The organism is Klebsiella sp. w6, from assembly GCF_033100215.1.
In the GTDB taxonomy this organism is placed as follows: domain Bacteria; phylum Pseudomonadota; class Gammaproteobacteria; order Enterobacterales; family Enterobacteriaceae; genus Klebsiella; species Klebsiella variicola.
Map to the genome: position 1 here is coordinate 2,359,680 of NZ_CP136907.1, position 22,182 is coordinate 2,381,861.

The 22,182-nt window shown below is 59.5% G+C and carries 22 protein-coding genes; 7 read left to right on the plus strand and 15 right to left on the minus strand.

Annotation, left to right across the window (positions count from 1 at the left end):
* Positions 1-73 precede the first annotated feature (73 nt).
* From R0140_RS11570 to chrA, 3 genes are all read left to right on the plus strand, one after another.
* Positions 74-1,267, plus strand: a complete 1,194-nt coding sequence (locus tag R0140_RS11570; protein ID WP_223861307.1) for an MFS transporter — start codon at positions 74-76, stop codon at positions 1,265-1,267.
* Between the two features lie 128 nt (positions 1,268-1,395).
* A complete protein-coding gene (locus R0140_RS11575; RefSeq protein WP_077274165.1) occupies positions 1,396-2,355 on the plus strand; it encodes a chromate resistance protein ChrB domain-containing protein in 960 nt (319 codons plus the stop codon).
* A complete protein-coding gene (gene chrA / locus R0140_RS11580) occupies positions 2,324-3,691 on the plus strand; it encodes a chromate efflux transporter (protein ID WP_048268510.1) in 1,368 nt (455 codons plus the stop codon). The genes R0140_RS11575 and chrA overlap by 32 nt, the downstream gene beginning before the upstream one ends.
* A gap of 138 nt (positions 3,692-3,829) precedes the next feature.
* Here the strand turns inward: chrA and R0140_RS11585 are convergent, their stop codons facing one another.
* The 14 genes from R0140_RS11585 to R0140_RS11650 all read right to left on the minus strand — a co-directional run bounded on the left by R0140_RS11585 (position 3,830) and on the right by R0140_RS11650 (position 16,477).
* Complete coding sequence (locus R0140_RS11585; protein WP_032730596.1) at positions 3,830-4,309, minus strand: C40 family peptidase; 480 nt, start codon at positions 4,307-4,309, stop codon at positions 3,830-3,832.
* Between the two features lie 52 nt (positions 4,310-4,361).
* Positions 4,362-5,297, minus strand: coding sequence for a peptidoglycan-binding domain-containing protein (locus R0140_RS11590; RefSeq protein ID WP_049153698.1), 936 nt, complete (start codon positions 5,295-5,297; stop codon positions 4,362-4,364).
* A gap of 10 nt (positions 5,298-5,307) precedes the next feature.
* Positions 5,308-5,997 carry a hypothetical protein gene (locus R0140_RS11595; RefSeq protein WP_032730595.1) on the minus strand — a complete coding sequence of 230 codons (690 nt, stop codon included), beginning with the start codon at positions 5,995-5,997 and terminating at the stop codon, positions 5,308-5,310.
* Positions 5,994-7,547, minus strand: coding sequence for a hypothetical protein (locus R0140_RS11600; RefSeq protein WP_032741077.1), 1,554 nt, complete (start codon positions 7,545-7,547; stop codon positions 5,994-5,996). Before R0140_RS11600 ends, R0140_RS11595 begins: the two co-directional genes overlap by 4 nt.
* A 74-nt stretch (positions 7,548-7,621) precedes the next feature.
* The gene (locus R0140_RS11605; protein WP_129670988.1) at positions 7,622-7,930 is read right to left on the minus strand and encodes a hypothetical protein; all 309 of its coding nucleotides are present in this window, start codon (positions 7,928-7,930) and stop codon (positions 7,622-7,624) included.
* Complete coding sequence (locus tag R0140_RS11610; RefSeq protein WP_131028791.1) at positions 7,927-8,559, minus strand: hypothetical protein; 633 nt, start codon at positions 8,557-8,559, stop codon at positions 7,927-7,929. Before R0140_RS11610 ends, R0140_RS11605 begins: the two co-directional genes overlap by 4 nt.
* Before the next feature lie 232 nt (positions 8,560-8,791).
* On the minus strand, positions 8,792-10,213 hold the full coding sequence (locus tag R0140_RS11615; RefSeq protein WP_163593040.1) for an FAD-binding oxidoreductase: 1,422 nt from the start codon (positions 10,211-10,213) through the stop codon (positions 8,792-8,794).
* 26 nt (positions 10,214-10,239) lie between these two features.
* A complete protein-coding gene (locus R0140_RS11620; protein WP_004175779.1) occupies positions 10,240-11,055 on the minus strand; it encodes an ABC transporter permease in 816 nt (271 codons plus the stop codon).
* Position 11,056: 1 nt separating this feature from the next.
* Positions 11,057-11,887: an ABC transporter ATP-binding protein gene (locus R0140_RS11625; protein WP_032754584.1), complete on the minus strand. Its 831-nt coding sequence runs from the start codon at positions 11,885-11,887 to the stop codon at positions 11,057-11,059.
* Entirely contained in the window at positions 11,884-12,867 is a 984-nt protein-coding gene (locus R0140_RS11630; protein WP_016161232.1) for an ABC transporter substrate-binding protein, read from the minus strand. The genes R0140_RS11625 and R0140_RS11630 overlap by 4 nt, the downstream gene beginning before the upstream one ends.
* Entirely contained in the window at positions 12,867-13,748 is an 882-nt protein-coding gene (locus R0140_RS11635; protein ID WP_016161231.1) for a creatininase family protein, read from the minus strand. The genes R0140_RS11630 and R0140_RS11635 overlap by 1 nt, the downstream gene beginning before the upstream one ends.
* Positions 13,745-14,224, minus strand: a complete 480-nt coding sequence (locus R0140_RS11640; protein WP_023297766.1) for a RidA family protein — start codon at positions 14,222-14,224, stop codon at positions 13,745-13,747. The genes R0140_RS11635 and R0140_RS11640 overlap by 4 nt, the downstream gene beginning before the upstream one ends.
* Positions 14,214-15,497, minus strand: coding sequence for an amidohydrolase family protein (locus tag R0140_RS11645; protein WP_046879009.1), 1,284 nt, complete (start codon positions 15,495-15,497; stop codon positions 14,214-14,216). Before R0140_RS11645 ends, R0140_RS11640 begins: the two co-directional genes overlap by 11 nt.
* Positions 15,498-15,508: 11 nt before the next feature.
* A complete protein-coding gene (locus R0140_RS11650) occupies positions 15,509-16,477 on the minus strand; it encodes a PDR/VanB family oxidoreductase (RefSeq protein ID WP_032741070.1) in 969 nt (322 codons plus the stop codon).
* A 207-nt stretch (positions 16,478-16,684) separates the two neighbouring features.
* On the opposite strand from R0140_RS11650, the gene R0140_RS11655 reads away from it, so the two are divergent.
* The 4 genes from R0140_RS11655 to R0140_RS11670 all read left to right on the plus strand — a co-directional run bounded on the left by R0140_RS11655 (position 16,685) and on the right by R0140_RS11670 (position 21,309).
* Positions 16,685-17,584, plus strand: a complete 900-nt coding sequence (locus R0140_RS11655; protein WP_317704036.1) for a LysR family transcriptional regulator — start codon at positions 16,685-16,687, stop codon at positions 17,582-17,584.
* Positions 17,585-17,879: 295 nt separating this feature from the next.
* Positions 17,880-18,869 carry an ABC transporter substrate-binding protein gene (locus R0140_RS11660; RefSeq protein ID WP_012541484.1) on the plus strand — a complete coding sequence of 330 codons (990 nt, stop codon included), beginning with the start codon at positions 17,880-17,882 and terminating at the stop codon, positions 18,867-18,869.
* An 11-nt stretch (positions 18,870-18,880) separates the two neighbouring features.
* Positions 18,881-20,299 carry an amidohydrolase family protein gene (locus tag R0140_RS11665; protein ID WP_008804574.1) on the plus strand — a complete coding sequence of 473 codons (1,419 nt, stop codon included), beginning with the start codon at positions 18,881-18,883 and terminating at the stop codon, positions 20,297-20,299.
* Positions 20,300-20,319: 20 nt separating this feature from the next.
* A complete protein-coding gene (locus R0140_RS11670; RefSeq protein WP_023322760.1) occupies positions 20,320-21,309 on the plus strand; it encodes an isopenicillin N synthase family dioxygenase in 990 nt (329 codons plus the stop codon).
* Between the two features lie 15 nt (positions 21,310-21,324).
* On the opposite strand, the gene R0140_RS11675 is transcribed toward R0140_RS11670, so the two are convergent.
* Entirely contained in the window at positions 21,325-22,107 is a 783-nt protein-coding gene (locus R0140_RS11675) for a DeoR/GlpR family DNA-binding transcription regulator (RefSeq protein WP_004898673.1), read from the minus strand.
* Positions 22,108-22,182 lie beyond the last annotated feature (75 nt).

Sequence of the window (22,182 nt, forward strand, 5' to 3'; positions counted from 1 at the left end):
AGGGAACCCAACAAACAGGGCGCGATGCCAGACGGCCAGCCTGGCGCCACTCTCAAACCGGTGAAAACAACGGATGTCTACAGAACACATGCTGCCGCTGGCGGTGCAGAACAAAAATATCCTTCGCCTGGCTGCCGCTCAGGCGCTGGCCGGCGCCAACTCGGTGGTCTTCTACGCTACCGGCGCGATAGTGGGTAACGCGATTGCCCCCAGCCCGTCGCTGGCCACGCTGCCGATCACCCTGTTTGTGCTGGGGATGGCGGCCTCCATTCTGCCTTTCGGCGCGCTGGCGCGAACGCGGGGCCGCAAAGCGGCGTTCAGGCTCGGCACCGGCGCCGGGATGGTGACCGGACTGGCGGCCGCCCTGGCGGTAGTGCTGAATTCTTTTCTGCTGTTTTGTCTCGCCGCGATGCTCGGCGGCGCCTATGCCGCCGTGGCGCTCAGTTTTCGTTTTGCCGCCACCGACGGCGTCGCCCCGGCGCGCCGGGCTCGCGCGCTGTCGCTGGTGATGGGCGGCGGTGTGGCCGCCGGGATCATTGGCCCGATGCTGGTCACCGGCACCATGCACCTCTGGCCGGCACATATCTTCGCCGTCACCTTCCTCGCTCAGGCGCTGGTTGCAGTGCTGGCCGCCTTTTTGTTGAGAGGGGTGACGCCGGCGGAGCCCACCGCGGCCAGCGTGCGCGGAGGGCGGCCGCTGCGCGAGATTGTCCGCCAGCCGGGTTTTGCCACCACGGTATTCAGCGGCGCGGTGGCCTATATGGTGATGAATTTTCTGATGACCGCCGCGCCGCTCTCCATGCATATGCACGGTCTTTCCCAGCAGGCCGCCAACCTTGGGATCCAGTGGCATGTGATGGCGATGTACGGCCCGGGATTTTTCACCGGCCGGCTGATCCAGCGCTTCGGCGCAGTGCGAATGGCGGCGGCGGGATTGCTGATCACCGCCGCGTCGGTGGCGGTCGGCCTGAGCGGTCTCGGCGTGTATCATTACTGGCTGTCGCTGATTTTGCTCGGCATCGGCTGGAACTTTGGCTTCACCGGCGCCTCGGCGAAAATCATCGATTTCCACCGCCCGGAAGAGAAGACCCAGGTTCAGTCGCTCAACGATTTTCTGGTCTTCGGCGTGATGATCGTGGGGTCGTTTTCGTCCGGGGTTCTGCTCAACGCCTTCGGCTGGAACGCCGTGCTGTGGGGCTCCCTGGTCCCGGTTGCGGTGGCGTTGTTGACCCTGCTGCTGCGCCCCTTATCCCCACCCCGCGCTTAGCGCCTGGCCTGCCGCTGCGCAGGCCGTCTTTTGCTTTTTTCAGCTATGCATTGCTGAAATTCATCTGACTCCTTGCGCGTAAAAACGTCACAGACGCTACATGCTGTAGTAATCTCTACAACATGACAATGCATCTCTTGATCCTTAACCTGACAACGTCTCAAGCCACGCTGCGCATGCGTGTCTGGCGAACCCTGAAGCAGAGCGGGGCAGCGGTCCTGCGCGATGGGGTCTATCTGCTGCCCGACGTGCGCCAGGGCTATGACACTTTCCTCAGCACCTGCCAGGCGATCCGCGCGGAAGGGGGGACCGGGTATGTTTTCACGATTGAGGCGGCGGAAGAAGAGGCGCTCAGGCCGCTATTCGATCGTCGTGAACAGTACGACGCACTGTTGCAGGATCTGCAGGCGCTGCAGGGGACGTTATCCAACGACGAACTGGCGGCTCAGCTCAAACAACTGCGTAAAATTCAGCGTGACTACCGGCGGATCGAGGCCATTGATTTCTTTCCGGGGGCCGCCCGGGAGCAAGCCGCTGAGCGACTGGCCACTATCGAGCAGGTCATTAATCAGCGGCTATCGCCGAACGAGCCGCAGTCGGTGGCGGGCGAACTGAGCCTGCTGGACAGAGGCGCCTTTCGCGGCCGGCTGTGGGCCACCCGCCGACGCCCGTGGGTCGATCGTCTGGCCAGCGCCTGGCTTATCCGGCGCTTTATTGACGATGAGGCGCGGTTCCTGTGGCTGGCCGCGCCCGAGACCTGTCCGGCGACGGCGGTCGGTTTTGATTTTGACGGCGCGCCATTCAGCCATGTTGGCACGCTGGTGACCTTTGAAGTACTGGTGCGGCGTTTTGCGCTGGAAGCGGTTATCCCCGACAGTCTGGGGCGGTTGATCCACTTCCTGGACGTCGGTGGGGTACCGACCCCGGAGGCGGCGGGCGTGGAGAGTGTTCTTGCAGGGCTGCGGGAAACCATTACGGACGATGACCAACTGCTGGCGACAGCTTGCTCGCTGTTCGACGGCTTACTGAGGTCCTGTGAAATGAGGTCTGGCAATCATGAGCAAAACGGTCGTTCTTCCGCAGACTGACAGTCCTTCCGTCGTCGCTTCCGTCTCCTTCTGGCAGGCATTTCGCTTTTGGCTCAAGCTTGGCTTCATCAGCTTCGGCGGGCCTGCCGGGCAGATCGCCATGATGCACCAGGAGCTGGTGGATAACCGACGCTGGATTTCGGAAGGGCGATTCCTGCATGCGCTCAATTTTTGTATGGTCCTGCCGGGGCCGGAGGCCCAGCAGCTGGCGACCTATATCGGCTGGCTGATGCATAAAACCTGGGGAGGCGTCATCGCCGGGGTGCTGTTTATTTTGCCCTCGCTGGTGTTACTCATCGCCCTGGCGTGGATCTACCTCGTCTGGGGGGATGTCGCCGTGGTGGCGGGGATCTTTTATGGCATCAAACCCGCCGTAGCGGCGATAGTATTGCAGGCGGCGCACCGCATCGGCTCGCGGGCGCTGAAAAATGGCGCCTACTGGGCCATCGCTGCCGCTGCTTTTGTCGCTATTTTTGCGTTGAACGTTCCTTTTCCGCTGATCGTCCTCGCCGCGGCACTGGCGGGTTTTATCGGCGGACGGCTGGCGCCGACGATATTCGGCAAAGCGGACGCCCACCGTGCGCAGAGTCACCCTGGCGGAGCCGCCATCATTGATGACACGACGCCGATCCCGGCCCATGCCATTTTCAGCTGGCGGCGCACCTCTCAGGTGCTGATCGCCGGGATGCTGCTGTGGCTGGTGCCGATGGCCGCCCTGACGCTAATGCTGGGCTGGGCGCATCCGCTGACCCAGATGAGCTGGTTCTTTACCAAAGCCGCGCTGATGACCTTTGGCGGGGCATATGCCGTCCTACCTTATGTTTACCAGGGGGCGGTGACCCACTATGGCTGGCTGACGGCAGGGCAGATGATGGACGGCCTCGCTCTTGGGGAGTCGACCCCCGGACCGTTGATCATGGTGGTGACCTTTGTCGGGTTTGTCGGCGGCTACACCAAAGCGGTGTTGGGCGTCGATGATGTGCTGCTGGGGGGCATCGCGGCGGCGTGCCTGGTGACATGGTTTACTTTTTTACCCTCGTTTATCTTTATTCTCGCCGGCGGGCCGTTTATTGAAACGACCCATAATAAGGTGGGATTTACCGCGCCGTTGACCGCCATCACTGCCGCGGTGGTGGGCGTTATCCTGAATCTGGCGCTGTTTTTTATCTGGCATAGCGTCTGGGGACCATCCGGTTTCGACCCGTGGTCTGCGGCCATTGCCCTGGGCGCCGCCGGGCTGCTGTTTCGTTATAAGTGGAAGCTGACCTGGGTACTGGCCGCCGCCGCCGCGGTGGGGCTTATCGTCCATATGGCGGGACTGTCCGGCGCAGGATAAGGTCGGCGTTGGGCTGAGAGAAACGTGGACAGATGGGGATTGGGGAGGGAGGCCAGTGCCTGAGCAGGCCCTGGCCGGATGGGTGGCAATGTCTTTATTTTTCAAAGCGTGCTAAATATCTCCCACTGAATAACCTCATCACCAAAATCGGGCGGCGTAATTAAAATGCTTCATTTGATGTTCGTCGACATAGGAACTGGTTCCATCATTTTTTGAATCCTTGCCGGAGACCGTATTCCCCGAGATATATTGTGGCACTCCATCAACTATACCTGTGTAAATGCCGGCATGATCTCCTGGCTTTTGACCATTAGCCTGGACGGGATAATCAACTCTTAAAACAATATCGCCAACGGCAATGTCAGAAATTGCTATTGTTTTCCCGAGTGCTAATGACTCTTGATAGAATTTCTCTACGCTGGCAGTTTTAGGCAGGCCGGGAATGCCAGCCTGCCAGCTACACCAGTAGACAAAAGCCATACACCATGGCGAGCCGGGTGCGCTGCCCGCCGCTTTGAGATAGGTATCTACCATCGGGCCAGAATTGCTGTTAAGCGGCTGCTCTTTGACATTAAGCTGACTTCTTGCTTTTTCTATCAAGTCGTTACCATTAGGCATGGTCTTATCCTCGTCATATTGGTTGGTGTAATCGTGAATATAGAGATAGCTGCTACGAGTTTTTCTTCATCCAGTCGTACATAATAAGGACATGGTCTGCATAGATTTGTGCCCGTTCGCCCTTGCCGTTATAGCGGCGGATCGTCTCGCGTAAATCCCCACTGGTGGACTGGTTTTTGAGTTTTAATTCACTCATCACCCGCGCCAGACAACTTGGGAAATCTCGCCATTGCTTGTTCAGGAAAAAGCTGGGGTCTGTCAAAATGTGCTGCAAGTCGTACTGGAATATTCCGTAACCTTTATAGACCCAATCCTTAGGTCCCATCTTTCTGAGCGCTCTGGTACGGTTTGCCTCATCGATAAACTCAGCGGTGACCTGATCGCCATACTTCTTACGAAAAATGGCGGTATTTGCAGGAAACGCGTTACGGCTGGTGCCTGGGGCATCACCGCTGGCATCAAAAACACAGCGGGCAACAATTTCGTCGGCACTCATCTGATTTATCCAGTTTAGCCATATCGGGGCGGTTTCCTTGGCGGCGATAGCGCAAATCAGCAAAGCATCGAAAGGGGTGCCAGATACGGCCTTCTCTATCTCGGAACCAAAGTGTTGCATTAACCAGTCACGGCACTGAAGGGCCTGGTCACGACGGAGAGGCGGTTTTGAAGCCGTTGAGCGTATCAACGAAGAGACGTCCGGGGGGGACCACTGAGCCGGTGCTATCCCGGTTTTCGGCTCAGGAAACGCCGCTATTGCCTTGCCGAATAACGCATCGTGGGTCAACCTGCCCACGACGCCATCGACAATTAAATCGTGTACGCTACGCTGGAAGGCTTCCACTGAAAGCCGAGTGGCATTGCCAAAAATACCGTCCGAAGTTCCACAAGGGGGTTGCACTCCGAGAGTGGTCAGCGCCTTTTGTACGGCACGTACATCTTCACCCCGCATCAGCGGAAAACAATAAAACAGGTCACGTGGTTCGCTCATGGTATCAACCTTATACACAGGTGGAGGGAAGACCTGGGCCACCGATGGCAGCGGCATTGACGGTCTGCTGGAGACGTATTGCTATCTCGCCCGTGGCTGGCGGTTGCCCCTTCAGACCGCCCAGGGCGCGTATTCGGGCATCACGGGCGGCCTGACAGCGCTCGGCCTGAGGCAGGTCGGTACGCTGAGCCAGACTGAGGAATGCATTACTGGTGGTAAGCGCGCGGGATGGATTCGGCGGTAACTGGTCCAGTTTTGCCACGGCTTCATGTGTCATTGCCACCGCCTCAGCGGGTTGCTTAAAGGGGGCTGAGCAGGTCAAAGCAAGGACCTGGTTTTCTATCAGATGTGTCTCATCTTCGCTGCCTCTGGCGGCGGCAGAAGATGCAAGCGCATAATCGTTTACCGCATTGTCCATATTGGCCCGGGCCGATGGGGTCGGCATTGGACAGCGAGCCCCCGCCTGAGACTCATTCATCGCGAGTTTGAGGTAGGCATGGCCCCGAATTGCGTAGAACTGCCGACAGACTTCACTACTCTGAGAGGGATCGTTGCAGGACGTCGCTGGTGTTTCCGCAATGATTGCGTCGTACCGCCCGTTGTTTTGCAACTGTTTCATGTGGGCCAGTTGCATGGTGGCACAGGCAGTCAGCAGGCATAGCAAGCTGGCCAGGTTGATGTAACGTTGCATCAGCTTCATAACTTGAGATCCGCAATGGCCTGGACAAAGTCGACGTTCGCCCGGCGTGCAGCATCGACAAGCATGATCAGCAGGTCGAATGCAGCCCTGCTGTCTGCGGGATTGGTGACCATGCTTGAAACACCAGAGACCAGATTGATAAGTTGATTGATGTCCGTAGCACTCAAATTGCTCAACGCTGCGCTGGCTGCGCCCAAGGCTTGAGACGCCGGTGATGTCAGGCTTGCGCGCACTTTGCTGGCGATCTCTTCCGTAATGTCACCCTTGCCATAGAGTGCGAGGAGAGATTGCTGCAGTGCGGTAACGATAGATGTGGCTTCCTCGCCGTCATGGACGATGTCAGCAGCGACGTTTCCGTTGGGCCCATAGGCCTCATTGAGCACAGACACAGGATCGTCGGCTGCCAGCACATTCGCCAGGACGCTATCCACCTCTGCCGGTGGCCGTGCGGCAAAAAAGGGGATGGCTGCTGGGGCGTTCTCCAGGGCGGCACGGGTCAGGGGGAGGGTGAGTGTCCCGCTTTCAACCAGCCCTTGGGCCAGCGGGGCTGCCAGTACGCGAGCGCGCCAGCGCTTGAACTGATCGGAACCCAGTTTAGCGCCGACACCCAGCAGCATCACGATCCCCGCGATGGGGCCTAATGCCGGCATGGCCGGTGCCACTAAGGGTGCCGCTTTGCTTAAAAGGACACTCAATGGTGAAGTGGCGCCGGTCAGGATATTGACGACTTGATTGAGTTCGTCTAGTTGATCGGGCGTGACATCTTTCTTGCTGAGATTACGCAAGGCATTAATAATGCTCTCTGCGCGGGTAATAGTATTGTTCAGGTCTCCGGGTAGAACATCTCCCAGTCCAGTAGGTAATGAGTTAGTCTGTGGGAGCATTGCCAGTAATGCCTTCGCTAAGGCTAACTGCCGTTGCGTTTTGTCGAGCAGAGAATCGACATCCGCCGTACTTTGTATTTTTTCGGCAAGCTCCATTTTCTGGTCGGCATCATTTTGCGCTCTTTCCGCTTGCCTGGTTTGCTCTTGCGCCGCTTGCTGTGCACTGGCGACGATATTATTTGTCGTAGCCGTTGAAGCTGCCGCCCTGGTGCCAAAGTAATAGCCAAAAACGCCGGTAATAATGCCATTGAGATACCCGGCAATCTCCGGGGAGGCGCTCAGTTGAGAACTGAATAGCAACAGAGGCAGGCCTACAACGGCCACGATCAGCGCTAAAACGGCCCGGACTGTGCCTTCAGGCAGCCCCATGGGCAGGTCTTTGAGTTGCGCCACCTTATCGATATTTTCCCCGGCGCACCCCAGCAGCCTAAAATAGCGAGAAGATAGCCACCAGAGAAAAGACACCATACCAGTGCCGACTAAGAAAACGATGAGGGCAATAAAGGCCTTGAACCCGCTGCCAGTCTCTTTCGAGGGCCAGGAAATGGGGTGTAAACCGAGATAAGTAAAAAGCTTGGCAACGATAAATATCGATATACCCATCATCAAAATTTGCAGTGGGAGTTTAAAAATCCTTGCCCAGTTTATTTTTGATTGGTCAGTCATAGTCACCTCATCGATGTGGGACCGTTATTGGCAGGACGTCATGACAAGGCGTCTTGGATATTGCTATTTAATTATTACTGTACATTAACCGGTGTAGGGGGGGTAATTATGGCCCGCTGGATTGACATGGTATCCTGATCTTGTATTAACGTTGACCATGTATCGTGCTCCACCTTATTTGCCCCTCCCGGAGACGGATTGGTGATAATAACTATCGGAGTATGATTACCATTACCATTTCCGCTATGATTATCTGGGACACATTGCGTGCCTTCATCCCATTTATAGCAACTCACCTCTTTCTTTGTGTTTTCAGCAAGAGTTGTTGGTACTGTAACAATAAAGATAAATGCTGAGAGTAATATTTTGCAATTGGTGTTCATTGTAATTCCTCTTTATAAATTTGTTGAACCATACTGACCAAGCAACGCTGAAATTTATCATCTTCGTATTGCCTGCAACTTTTATAGAACTTTACCAGGTTATTTGTTTTATCATCTGATTTGCTCTCAGGTGAGAGAATTTGAACGTAGCCAGGTACGGCGGCAGTTGTGTAAATATTATTGATTAATGCCCCCCCAGAGGCCATGAGTGCACCGGCAATAAAAATAGCCAGCCCTGATGATACGGTTTTGAAATTAAAATCGATGCCAGAAAGTTTGACACCTCCTTCACCGCCGCCATCATTAATACCTAAAATAATAAACATCATGCCAACGCTTATCACTGCAAGGCCAATGTGAATAATTGTGAGTTTCATTGATTGTTTATTTAACATTGTTCTTTGGTTGGATTGTTCAACAAACATCAACGAATATAAAACATAATCATTGGCGGAAACTAAATTCCCTTTTAATGCATCATAGTTGTGTTGTAACTCTTGAGATGTGTCAATATTATTTATTTTGGTATCAAACTCGGTCAAGTGAGTATATGCCCCCACCAATAAAAATAGCGGTAGAAGTAATCCAAATAAAAAAATGACTGCGCTGCGCGTGATTTTCTTCATCATATTCACCAGTGATTTTTAGTGAGCCCGATAAAAAATAATGGTCAGAACAAGTATATCTATCCGCGGAATTAACCCGTGATAATAAATTTATCGTCGCTTTTTTGATGAGTATAACGGAGGAAACAGAGACGCCACTCATTCATATGAATGAGTGGCGTAAAAAAACTCGCCGCGCGGGCAGGAGGAAGAGAAGCGGGCCAGCGACCGGTTAGCGCGCCCCGGAATGGGACGCTCAGGTCGTGGGGCTTTCGCGGGTGGCTCGCGCCAGCGGGTTGCTGTCCAGTTCCAGCTGGTCGCGCAGCGCCCAGCCGCGCAGCTTGCCGGGGTTAAGCAATCCCGCCGGGTCGAGAGACTGTTTCACCGCCACGACGTCGGGGCGAATCACGCCCTGTTTGCCGTCCTCGACCTGCAGCACGTGGGGGTTGTTAATCTTGACGTCGTTGTCGCGAAATATCTGCATGATGGCGTTGAGCCGCGCGGGCGTGGTATAGCGCACCAGCTGCAGACCGCTGGCGGTGAGATTGCCCTCTATATCGCGCAGGAATTCAATATGGGAAATCACCTCCCCGGCGAAGTGCTGCTCCATCTGTAAAATTTGCTGCGGATAGCGCAGCGGATCAAACGCCGTCTGGAGATAAGTCAGCGTATTGTCCACCTTGAGCGCATGCAGGGTGGTATGGTTCCAGCAGTATTCCATTAACGAGGCGTTTTGCGTCCGGGCCTCGTCGCTGGCCTGACGGATGGCGTTGCTCCCGCGATGGCGCTGTAACAGGCTGGCGCAGAGTCCTTCGCTCTCCTCGGCGATCAGGCTGATAACCGCATGCTGCCCGGTGCGATAACGATCGTTGAGGTGGCTAAAGTAGTCGGCGATCGGCGTGGCCAGCAGCGCGACCTGACGTTTTACCAGCCCCGGCGAACGGACGCAGGCGTTGGCATAGTTCAGCGCATCAGCGAAATCGTCAAACACGTCCAGGCGTTCAATCCACTGGTGCACGGGCGCCAGCGCCAGCTCAACCTCCAGGATAATGCCGTTGGTGCCGTAGGCGTGATGCAGCAGCAGCGCTTCGGGAGCCGGGACGGTCAGCACGCGGGGGACCGGCTCGACGGTCATCACTTTGACGCTGAGCACATTGCCGGGCGCCGCCAGCGGCCCATAGTTGATGGAGCCGATGCCGCCGAACCCGCCGCCGTAGAGGCCGCCCAGGCTCGCCAGGCGGTAGGTCGACGGCATGCAGCGCAGCTCCCAGCCCGTTGGGCGGGCGGCGGTTTCGATGTCTGCCAGACGAATGCCGGCCTGGGCGCGCACCGTGCCGTTGCCGAGGGCGACGATCTGGTTGAGTCCGGTCATATCGACCAGCAGCCCGCCTTCGAGGGGGACCAGTTGGCCATAGTTGCCGGTGGCGCTGCCGCGCAGGGTCAGCGGCAGCTGGTGCTGCGCGCAGGCGGCGACCAGCTGGCGCAGCTCCTCTTCGTCGCGTGGGCGAACCACCGCGTCCGCCTGTTTCCCCGCCAGTTGCTCAGTGAGTACCGGACTGAACCAGTGAAAATCGCGGGAAAGCCGTTTGATCTTCGCCGGCTGTATGGTCCACTCCAGCGTCGGGAGTGTCTGCTGGATCGCCGCGACCGCGTGTTGACGCTGCTCATCAGTCATCATTTTTCTTCCTGTTCGTCAGCAAAATATTAATGAGATTGCACGGCTTCGCTTTCATGCCAGGCGCTGAGCGCCCGGCGCGAAACCCAGGACATCACGCCAAACAGCGCGATCCCGGCGAGAGAGATCAGCAGCAGCGCGGCAAACATCAGCGGGATATCCAGCTGGTAGCCAGCCTGCAGGATCTGATAGGCCAGACCGGTATTGGTCCCGCCGGTCCCGGCGACAAACTCCGCCACCACCGCGCCAATCAGCGACAGCCCACTGGAAATACGCAGCGCGCCGAAGAAATAGGGCAGCGCCGAGGGGATACGCAGCCGCACCAGCGTTTGCCAGCGGCTGGCGTGATTGAGGCGAAAATAGCTCAGCAGGCCGGGGGAGACGCTGCGCAGCCCCTGAGTGGTATTGGAGATGATGGGAAACACCGCCATCAGGGTGGCGCATACCACCAGCGAGAGCGTGGCATCCTTCACCCAGATGATGATCAGTGGGGCGATGGCGACAATCGGCGTCACCTGCAAAAACACGATGTAGGGAAACAGGGCGGTTTCCACAAAGCGGTTCTGCACCAGGATAAACGCCACCGCGGCGCCAATGACAATCGACAGCAGAAACGAGATCAGGGTGATCTTGAGGGTGAACAGCAGCGCCAGCAGCAGCGGCGTGAGATGCGTCCACAGGCTTTCCAGCATCACCAGCGGCGACGGCACCAGAAAGGCCGGGATGCGAAAATAGCTCACCGCGCCCTGCCACAGGAGCACCACCGCCACCGCGACGAGGGTCGGATAGAGAATTTTGAGAAAACGCGGATGCTGGACCCACGGCGTTGAGGTTGTGTTTTTCATATTATGACTCCATACCGGACTGGCTGGCCTGCAACAGACTGTCCTGCAGCTGACGGGCATACAGGGAAAAGGCCGGACTGACGCGGAACGCCTCGCTGCGCGGGAACGGCTCCCGGATGGCGATATCTTCGACCACCCGTCCGGGACGGGCCGCCATCATGATCACCCGCTGTGAGAGAAACACCGCTTCGTGGATCGAGTGGGTGACGAACACCACCGTCAGGTTCTGTTCCTGCCAGAGACGCAACAGGTCGCTGTCGAGTTTGTTACGCGTAATTTCATCGAGTGCGCCGAAGGGCTCATCCATCAGCAGCAGCTTTGGCCGGGTGACCAGGCCGCGGGCGATGGAGACGCGCATTTGCATGCCGCCGGAGAGTTCGCGCGGCAGGACGTCGGCGAATTTGCCCAGCCCCACCAGCTCAAGGACTTCACTCACCCGGGTATTACCTTCCGTGCGCGGCACGCCGGCCAGATCCAGCGGCAACCTGACGTTATTGCGCACGCTGCTCCACGGCATCAGGGTGGCTTCCTGAAAGACGAACGAGAGCGGATGCTGGGCTTTCTCCCGACTGTCGCGCCGCCACAGCATCAGCTTGCCGTCGCTGGGCTCCACCAGGCCGGCGACCATCTTCAGCAGCGTACTCTTCCCGCAGCCGGACGGGCCGAGCAGGGTAATAAACTCCCCCTGATTGATGGTCAGGTTGACGGGCAGCAGCGCCCGGGTACCGTTGCTGTAGATCTTCTCCGCCGACAGCACCTCGATGGCCGGGGTGGCAGAGGCGGGCATAAAGCGGGTGTCGCTCATCACGGTCAGTTTCGGGGCGGTATTCATGGCATCACTCCGGCGTCTTTGACCATCTCCAGGGTGTAAGTCTGCTCAAACGGCACCTTGCTGGCGTCGATCAGCTTGTTTTTCACCAGCATGTCCCAGGTTTTCTTCAGCCGCGGCTCGGTGATGATGCCGATGCCGCCGGTCTTGGCATCGCCGCCGGTCACCAGTTGGTACTGCTTCATCTGGGCAATACCAAAGGCGATCTGCTCGGCGCTCATTTGCGGATTTGCTTTAGCGATCAGACTGTTGCCGGGGGTGGGATCCTGCAGGTAGCTTTTCCAGCCCTCCATGGAGGCTTTGACGAAGGCTGCCACCGCCGCCGGACGTTTGCGGATGGTGTCGGCCATACAGATAATCGAGTTGCCGTAGGGCGGATATCCCCAGTCGCTGAGCGGATAGACATAGAACGGCTGCCCGCCTTTGGCGACGGAGAACGGCTCGGAGGTCACGTAGCCCTGCTGCACCAGGTTTTTATCGGCGAGGAACGGCTGAACGTTAAAGGTATAGGGGCGCACTTTGCTGCCAGCCAGACCCAGCTCGCTCTTCGCCCACGGCCAGAAAGAGGTATAGGCCTCGGTAGCGAGCAGGAAGGTTTTGTCTTTAAGCTCCGCCGGGTTCTCCACTTTGTTATGAGTGATAAACACCGTCGGCGAGTGCTGGAACACGGTAGCGACGGTCACCGCATGCACCCCGGCCTGCCAGGTCTCCAGCGCCTGACCGTTGTCGCCAAGGGTACAATCGGCCTGACCGGCCGCCATCAACTGCATGACGTTGATCTGCGGGCCGCCCATTTTAATCTCGACATCGAGACCGGCGTGCTGATACAGCCCGGTGGCCTGGGCCTGGTAAAACCCGCCGTGCTCGGCCTGGGCATACCAGTTGGTGAGAAACGTAAACTTCTCCGCCGCGAAGCAGGAGGCTGAGGTCGCGAGGGCGGCCACGGTCAGCAGGGTAAAAACGAGCGTCGGTCTGGTATTCATCATGGCTCCTTGGATTCAGCAGCGAAAGAGGGGGGTAGGGACTGCACAAAGCCGTGCCAGTGCTGTTTGCCCCAGGTCGGTTCGTGACGTTCGACCCAGGCCATGCGGTGGATCTCGATGATCGCTTGCGCCCAGCTGGCGGCGAGGGAGTCGAGAAGCCCTTCGCCTTGCTCCCGCGTCGCCGGGGTCGGGTCGCCAATCACCCCGCTGGGGCCAAAGTCATAGGACGCCCACGCCGCCGCCGGGCGGCCTTTCGACAGGGTCGGGCAGGGGAATTCCGGCGGGAAGTTGGCGACCGCCCGCTCCATATGAACGCACTCCGGGGCCAGCGCCAGCATCAGCGCCGTTTCGCTATGTCCGGCGTGCATCGCCATCCGCTGTTCATGCGGGCTGAGAAACTGTTTTTCGCAGTTGGGTACGTTGAACACATCGTGCGGGATGGCGATGAAATCCCCGTGGCGCAGGCGCATTTCCCGGCAGGCGATTTGCAGGATCTGCGGCTGGCCGCCGTGGCCGTTGATCATCAGCAGCTTGCGAAAACCGGCCCGATAGAGGGATTCGGCGATCTCCAGCAGGGTATGCAGCAGCGTATCGCCGCTGAGGGTCAGGGTGCCGGGAAAATGCAGATGCTCCTCGGACTTACCGTAGACGATCGGCGGGATGGCGTAGGCCGGGATCGCCGCCGGCAGCCGGGCGAGGGCATGGCCCGCCACGCCGGAAGATATCACGCTGTCCACCGAGCAGGGCAGATGCGGGCCGTGCTGTTCGATCGCCCCGGTGGGGAGGACGATAACCGTATTGCTTTTATCCGGCAGGGCGGCCACGTCCGTCCAGCTCAGGAAAGGGAGAAAGCGCGCTGCAGGAATGTAACCGTTAATCATCGCGGTGCCTCGGAGTGAATTGGCTGGGGTAACCAGACGGTCGCTTCAACTTCAATCAATACCGTGGCGTCGGGCAGCATTTCGCTGACCTGGACCACGGTGGAAACGGGCGGCTGGTCGGGATAAAACAGCTTTCTGACCCGGCTGTAATAGGGAAAATGGTCAAGGTTGCGAAAGTACTGCACCAGCTTGATAACGTCGCTCATCTGCCCTCCTGCGGACGCCACGGTGTGGCGGATGCTTTCCAGGACGTACCAGCTCTGGGCGAGGATCGGGCCCTGTTTCGCATCGGTTGAAAATTCGCCGGTCGCCCCCAGCAGCTCCCGCACCGGCTCAGGCACATCCTGAAAGCCGTTGACGATGGTGCCGGTCAGGGGATTGACCGGAATAATGCCGGAGAGAAAGATAAAATCGCCGGCTCTGCGCCAGGCGGCATACCGCGCCAGCGGCGCCCCCGCGCCTTCTTCAAGACTCATGTGCCATCTCCTCTTGCCACACGCGCCGGTGGGTTAACCTGCCGTGGTTAACCACCAGACGGGCGGCGCTGTTTAAAGGCCAGGTAAAACGGTCGCTACCCGGGAAAATCACCACGCTGGCCGCCGCGCCGATGGCAAAGGGCGCCGCGTCTGCCGGCGAACCGGTTAGCGCCGCGCGATCGCAGATCAGCCGCGACTGCCGGTCGAACAGGTCGCTGAGCTGAGCGCTGAACAGGCCGCAGGCCAGGGTGTCCAGCGGGTCATAGCTTCCCGCCGGACAAAAAGCGTCCTGCACGTTGTCGCAGCCGAGCAGGGTGGCCACGCCGGCGGCCTGCGCCTCGTGCAGCAGCGTGATCCCCCGCTGGCGCGGCGTGCGACCGAACGTCGCATCCTGCAGCAGCAGGTTGGTCATCGGCAGAGCGATAAGCGTGACGCCGTGCGCCGCCAGCTGGCGCAGGATCGGCGCCGCCTGTTGGTCGCTGCCAGCGGCCAGCGCGCAGCCGTGGCTGCAGCAGATATGCCCGGGAAAAGGGTGGCGGGAGAGATGGTCCGCCAGCCAGGTCAGCCCCTGAGACACTTCGCTGAGCTCCTCATCAATATGCAAATCCAGATCCAGCTCCCAGCGGGCCGCGCTATCCAGCAGGTTTGCCATGGCGGCGGCGTCCCAGTTGGAGGAGTGGATGAAGCCGCCCAGCAGGCAGCCCTCCCCGCTGGTGGCGACCGTTCGGGCAATGGCCCCGGCGTCCGCCGGATCGCGAAACAGGGTCAGCGGGACCAGCGCCACCCGCTCCAGGGTGATGCCGACGGTATCGAGGCGGGCGATCTCCTGCCAGGCGTCCGGTGCGTCGGCGGTAAACCAGTCGATATGGCTACGCAAATGGGTCACACCATTTGCTGCCGCCCGGGCCAGCGCGGCGGACGCCCGACGTTGAATATCCGCCCTGGTCCAGTGCTGGCGATCCTCGTGCATAGCGTGGATCGCCGCCAGCAGCCCGGCCTGCGCCGGACGGCAGCGTTCAATGGTAAAGGTTTTGTCCAGATGGGCATGGGGTTCCACCAGGCCGGGGAGCGTCAGGGCCCCCGCCAGGTCCCACAGGCCGGGAGTCGGCTGGTCGGTCGGGGTCAATGCGGCAATCCGGCCGTCGCGAAAGGCCAGGTCCGCCAGCTGCGGTTCACCGTTGGCCTGCGTCGGCCAGCCGTCGGGCAGCGCCCAGGCCGGGAGTCGGGCGCGGCTGATACCGGCGAGCGGTGCGAAAGAGGAGGGGAACGTCATCGTCAGTCTCCTCACAGATCCAAAACCAGAACCGGGGATTTCGCCCGCGAACAGCAGAGCGTGATCTGGTCGTTGCCCGCTTTCTCTTCCGCCGTCAGCACGCTGTCCCGGTGTTCGGGGATCCCGTCGAGGACCCCGGTAATACAGGAGCCGCACATTCCCTGTTCGCAGGAGAGCATTACCTCCACCCCGGCGTGCTGTAATACCTGAGCAATGGTTTGATCCGCGGCGACCTGCAGGCGCTGCCCGCTGGAGGCCAGTTCAATATAAAACGCATTTTTCGCCGCAGTATTATTTTCCGCCGCGGGAGTAAAACGCTCGAAGACGAATTGCGACGGCGACCAGCGATATTCCTCCATGACCGACTGCAGTCGCTGAATAAAACCCTCCGGGCCGCAGGCGACCACTGCGGTATCAGGATCGGGTGTGGTTAAGCAGGCGGGGATCCGCTGGCGAAACGACGCGCCTTCCTCGCTACAGTGGATCGCCACCGTGCCGCCCGCAGCCAGCTGGGTCAGGCGCGGGGAGAAGGCCGTCTGGCGCGAGCTGGCGACATAATAATGCAGCTCCAGCGCCCCCTTTCTGGCGGCAATTGCTTCAGCCATCGCCAGCAACGGCGTGATGCCGATACCGCCGGCAAACAGCAGGTAGCGCCCGGCCTGCGGCAGGGGAAAATGGTTGCGCGGAGGCGAAATGGCGAGCCGATCGCCGGCTTTGAGCTGCTGGTGCATATAGCGTGAGCCGCCGGTGGAGGTGTCAGTCAGCCTGACGCAAATTTCATAAGTATTACTGCGGTCAGGCGTGCCGCACAGGGAATACTGCCGGGGGCCAACGCCGGGAATAATAATATCGATATGCGCCCCGGCAGAGTAGGCCGGTAATATTTCCCCGGCCGCCGCCTGCAATATTAATGATAGATTTCCCTCTCCGTTGGGGCGTATTTCCCCGACCGAGACCGAAATAAGATCGTGGCTGTGCATTACCGTTTACTCTCCCTCATTCCGCTGTCTGCAGGGCGGCCAGGGTCGGCGAAGAGATAACTCCTCTTCGCGGTAAACTGTCCGGCGTGCAAGAAAATGGGTGAAACGATCGTTTCTCCGCTATGAATGCTACGGTATTGTGATAAAACTGTTGCGTCCAGAGCTTTGATTCGCACAACCCGTTGCAAAAAAGAGAGCACCCAAACCATGTTTGCCTTCTCCCGATTTCTGCTCTATTTCACCGAAGTGGCCCGTGAGGGATCGTTTCGTAAAGCGTCAGAGGCGTTGCATGTGTCGGCGTCTTCCATCGACCGTCAGATTTTGCGCGTGGAACAGGAGCTGGCGATGCCGCTCTTCGAGCGCCACCCCACCGGGCTGCGGCTGACCGCCGCCGGGGAGCTACTCCTGCACGCGGCCAATAACTGGAAAAAGGACTTTACCCGAGTCTGCGAACAGCTGGATGACCTGCGCGGGTTGCGGCGGGGGCATGTGCGCATCGCTACCATCGATGCCATTAACCGGCATTTTTTTTCGACGATGCTCAAAGAGGTGCATAAACATTATCCCAACATTTCTTTTACATTGACCACCATCAACAATATCCACATTCAGCAGGCGCTGATCTCTGGCGAGGCGGATTTCGGTATCATGCTCAATCCCCAGACCTCCCGCGAACTGCAGGTGCGGGCGTTTGCCGAGATGAATATGGGTATCGTGGTGCCGACCGGCCATCCGCTGGCCAGCCGCAGCGCGGTGCGCTTTAGTCAGTGCATCGACTACCCGTTTATCCTGCCGTCCGCCCCGTTGATGATCAGCGAGCCGGTGGAGGCGCTGGTGAACATCAGCGGCAACGAGGTGAAGGAGGTGGCGGTGTCGAATAACATTCACATGATCCGCACCCTGATCAAAGAGCAGATGGGCATCGGCATCCTGTGCCGGCTGGATATTCTCGATGAGATCGAGTCAGGCCAGCTGGCGTTTGTACCGCTAAACGATCCGCAGCTTAAGCCTTTCACGCTGGCGCTGTGCGTCTCGCCCGCCCGCCAGCTTTCCCTCGCCGCCTCGATGATGTTGAACCAGCTGGAGATGCTCTTCAGTCAGTTGTGAGCGACCGGGCAGGCACTAAAATCATTCATTAACGCACCATGATGGTGCGTTTTTGGTGTGCATGAATCAAAGGTTGCATACCCGTGGGCGGCGGCGCAGGCGATTTCTCGCGGCCGCTCGTGGGCGATCAAATCTGGCATTGTTTTTGTATAGCTGAGTGTGAGTAGAAGCGGTCAGTACGGGTTATCCATACGGGACATTGCTCAGTCACCATGTCGCGGTTCAATGTTGACCGGGATGGGAGGCTGAGCCGTGGTTTGCTCGCCCCTCTCCCGGCATGAAGAGGAGAGGGATAATGAAAAGTCGTGCACGCCTTCCCCGGGGCTTTCGCTGGCTGGGCCTGATGGCTCTCGGCGGTGTCTCGCTGGCCGTTCAGGCCGAGGAGAAAATCGTTCTGCTGACCTCCTGGTACGCTCAGGCTGAGCAGGGGGGTTATTATCAGGCCCAGGCCACTGGGCTGTACAAAAAATATGGTCTCGACGTCGAGATCCGCTCCGGTGGCCCCCAGGTCAACGGCATGCAGTTGCTGTTGTCGAAGCGGGCCGATGTGATCATCGGTTACGACCTGCAGCTGCTGGAAGGCATTCAGCGCGGCTTCCAGGCGAAAGCCATTGCCGCGCCCTTTCAGTACGATCCCCAGGGGCTGCTGACCCACGCCGATGTCACCTCCCTGCAGGGGCTGAAAGACAAAACGCTTCTGGTCTCCAGCTCCGGTCAGGCGACGTGGTGGCCGTGGCTCAAGGCGCAATACCAGCTGAGCGACGCGCAGGTTCGCCCCTATACCTTCAATATTCAACCCTTTGTCGTCGATGACGCTGTCGCCCAGCAGGCCTATGTCAGCTCCGAGGTGTTCCAGGTGCAGAAGGCCGGGGTGAAGGCGAACTTCTTCCTCTTTTCCGAACACGGCTATCCCCCCTACGGCGGCATTCTCATCGCCCGCCCGGATACGATTGCCGAGCGTAAAGCGGCGATGGCGAAGTTTGTGCGCGCCTCAATGGAGGGCTGGGTGAGCTATCTCAAGGATCCGGCGCCGGGAAATGCGCTGATTAAGCAGGACAATCCGAAAATGACCGACGATCTGCTCGCCTGGGGCGTGACCCAGATCCGTGAGCATCACCTGATCGACGGCGGGGATGCCGCCAGCCAGGGCTGGGGCACGATGACCGACGCGCGCTGGCAGAAGACCCGCGATTTTATGGTCAGCGCCGGTCTGCTGGCGGCGGCCACCGACTGGAAACAGGCCTACACCACCGAATTTGTTCAGGCCATGCAGGTTAAACCCTGAGGAGCGACGCCATGTCATTAATGATTAAAAATGCCCATGCCATCCTCAGCGGTCTGCCCGGAGAGGCGGCGCGGCTGGCCGGGCCGGATATTCGCATCCGCGACGGCAAGATTGCCGCCATCGGCAGCCTGACGCCGCTGCCGGAAGAGCGACAGATCGATGCCCGCGACTGCGTGATCTATCCGGCATGGGTGAACACGCACCACCACCTTTTTCAGTCGCTGCTGAAGGGCGAGCCGCAGGGGCTGAACCAGAGCCTGACGGCCTGGCTGAGCGCCACGCCGTACCGCTTTCGCGCGGCTTTCGATGAACATACCTTTCGTCTGGCGGTGCGCATCGGCCTGGTGGAGCTTCTGCGCTCGGGCTGCGCCAGCGTGGCGGATCACAACTACCTTTACTGGCCGGATATGCCTTTCGATACCTCGGAGATTGTCTTCAGCGAAGGGGAAGCGCTGGGGATGCGCATCGTTCTGTGCCGGGGTGGGGCGACCCAGGGTCGGGCGGTGGAACAGGATCTGCCTGTGGCGCTGCGTCCGGAAACCTTCGACGGCTATATGGCGGATATCGAACGGCTGGTCAGCCGCTATCACGACCCCCGGCCCGATTCTCTGCGCCGGGTGGTGATGGCGCCCACTACCGTCTTGCACTCCGCGCCGGGCGCCCAGCTGCGGGAGATGGCGAAGCTGGCCCGCCAGCTGGGGATCCGGTTGCACAGCCATTTATCGGAAACCGTCGATTATCTCGACGCCGCGCGGCAGAAATTCGCCATGACGCCGGTTCAGTTCTGCGCGGAACACGACTGGCTGGGAAATGACGTGTGGTTTGCCCATCTGGTGAAGCTGCTGCCGGAGGAGATTGCCCTGCTGGGCCGTACCGGAACCGGCATCGCCCACTGCCCGCAAAGCAACGGCCGGCTGGGCAGCGGCATCGCCGATCTGCTGGCGCTGGAGCAGGCCGGGGTCCCGGTCTCGCTGGGGGTGGACGGCGCTGCCTCCAATGAAGCGGCGGATATGCAAAGCGAAGCCCATGCCGCATGGCTGCTGCAACGCGCGCGCAAGGGGATGCTGGCGCAGCCGCGCTACGCCGGGGGCACCTTCGAGGGTGGGGCCGATGCGGCCACGGTGGAGGATGTGGTGCGCTGGGGCAGCGCCGGCGGCGCGCAGATCCTTGGCTTAGCGCAGACCGGCACCCTGCAGGTCGGGATGCAGGCGGACCTCGCCATTTACCGGCTGGACGATCCGCGCTACTTCGGCCTGCACGATATGGCCATTGGGCCGGTGGCCTGCGGTGGGCGCGCCGCGCTGAAGGCGCTGCTGCTCAATGGCCGCCCCATCGTGGAAGACGACGCCATTCCCGGTCTCGACCTTGACGCGATGCGCCACGACGCGCTGGCGGCCGTCCGTACCCTCCAACAGCGCGCCGCTGTTTAACTGATAACAGGATAATGACGATGAACGCAACCACCCAGAATCAACGCTACGCCTTACAGGAACTGGAAAAAGAGGCGCTGATGGGCGCCCAGGGCGAAGAGACCTTCGCCCGCGAAGTGCGCTGTATCGACCTGTCGAACTTTGCCGAAAGAAAAAATGACATTGCCGAACAACTGTGGGAGGCGGCGGTGGAGATCGGCTTCTTCCAGGTCAGCCATCACGGTATTCCGCTGGCGGATATCCGTCAGGCGTTCAGCATGACCGAGGCGTTTTTCGACCTGCCCGACGAGGTGAAGCGCCAGTATCCGCTGGCCGGCAACGCCGGCTGGGAGAGCAAAGCGCAGGTTCGGCCATCGACCCGCACGCCGGATCAAAAAGAGTCGTATCAGATAACGCGGCCGCTGATGGCCGGGCGCTGGCCCAGCGATCGGGAGTTGCCAGCATTCAAGCAGACGATGCTCGGGTTTGAATCGCAGTGCTGGCAGCTGGGGATGAAGATCCTCTCCTGCTTTGCTTTGAAGCTTGGTTTTCCGGAATCGTTTTTCACCACCGCGCACGATCCGCAGCGAGACACCTACCAGAGCACCTTGCGTATGCTGCATTACTATGCAACTGAGCAGTCGCAGCAGGGGATGTGGCGGGCCGGCGCGCACACCGATTTTGACTGTCTGACGCTGCTGTTCCAGCGCCCCGGCCAGGGCGGCCTGCAGGTTTGTCCCGGTAAAGACCGCGAAAGCCAGCAGTGGACCAGCATTGAGCCGCGCGAGGAGGTGATCACCTGTAATATCGGCGATATGCTGATGCGCTGGAGCGACGACCAGCTGCCGTCTAACTTCCACCGGGTGAGAAATCCGCTGCCCCACGAATATCAGGGGCCGCGCTACAGCCTGGCGTTTTTCTGCCAGGCCAATAAAGATGTCGAGATCCTCGGGCCGCAGAGAAAGTACCCGCCCATCAGCGCCGAGGATTATCTGCAGCAGCGGATCCAGGCCAATTTTGCCAAAGGGTAAACGTACCGGCGCGGGTCACTGCTGTTCAGGAGCGGCATGACCACGCGCCACGACCACCTTTTCCCGGCCGAGTACAGTAGCGAGATGGTCGGGCAGGGGCTGGTCAGTAATTAAACGGCTGATGCCCGACCAGCCCGCGTAGTGGTAGGGATAGGTGAGGTCGAACTTCGAGTGGTCGGCGACGACAATGCTCTTCGCGGCGCGCTGGATCATCGCCCGGTAAACCGTTCCACTGTCGATTAACGCCTCGCTTGGCCCATCGGCGGCGATACCGCTGGCCCCCAGTAACGTATAGTCCGCCGTGAACTGGCTGAGGAACTGAAGCGTCTGCGCACCGGTCATTGCCCCTTCGGTAGCGCAGTACTCCCCGGGAGCGACGATCACCCGGATGGTTGGATTCATCGACAGCACCGTTGCGACGCCGAAGGCGTGGGTGATGACCGTGATATCCCGCAGCTCGCTGGCCATCCGGCGGGCAACATGTACCGTGGTGGCGCCGGAGCCGATCATGAATATTTTGCCCTCGCGCATACAATGGACGGCATCCCGGGCGATGCGCTCGCGCTCTTCGGTAAACAGCTGGTGGCGCTCCGTGACCGTCGGTTCACTGTTCATGGCCCGCACCGCACCGCCGTAAGTTCGGTTCAGTACGCCCCGGCGGGTCAGTTCGTCGAGATCGCGACGGATGGTTTCGGTAGAGACACCGTGGGTGCGCGCCATATCCCCAATCCGCAGGGTCGGGGTCTCAGCCAGTTCGCGCAGGATCTGTTGCTGACGGTCTTCTTTTCTCTTCGACATGAACGCTGGTTACTCTCCCTGAAGTCGCTGATGCCGTTAATATACCTGCACGCCGAGGGCAAACAAACTGGATGT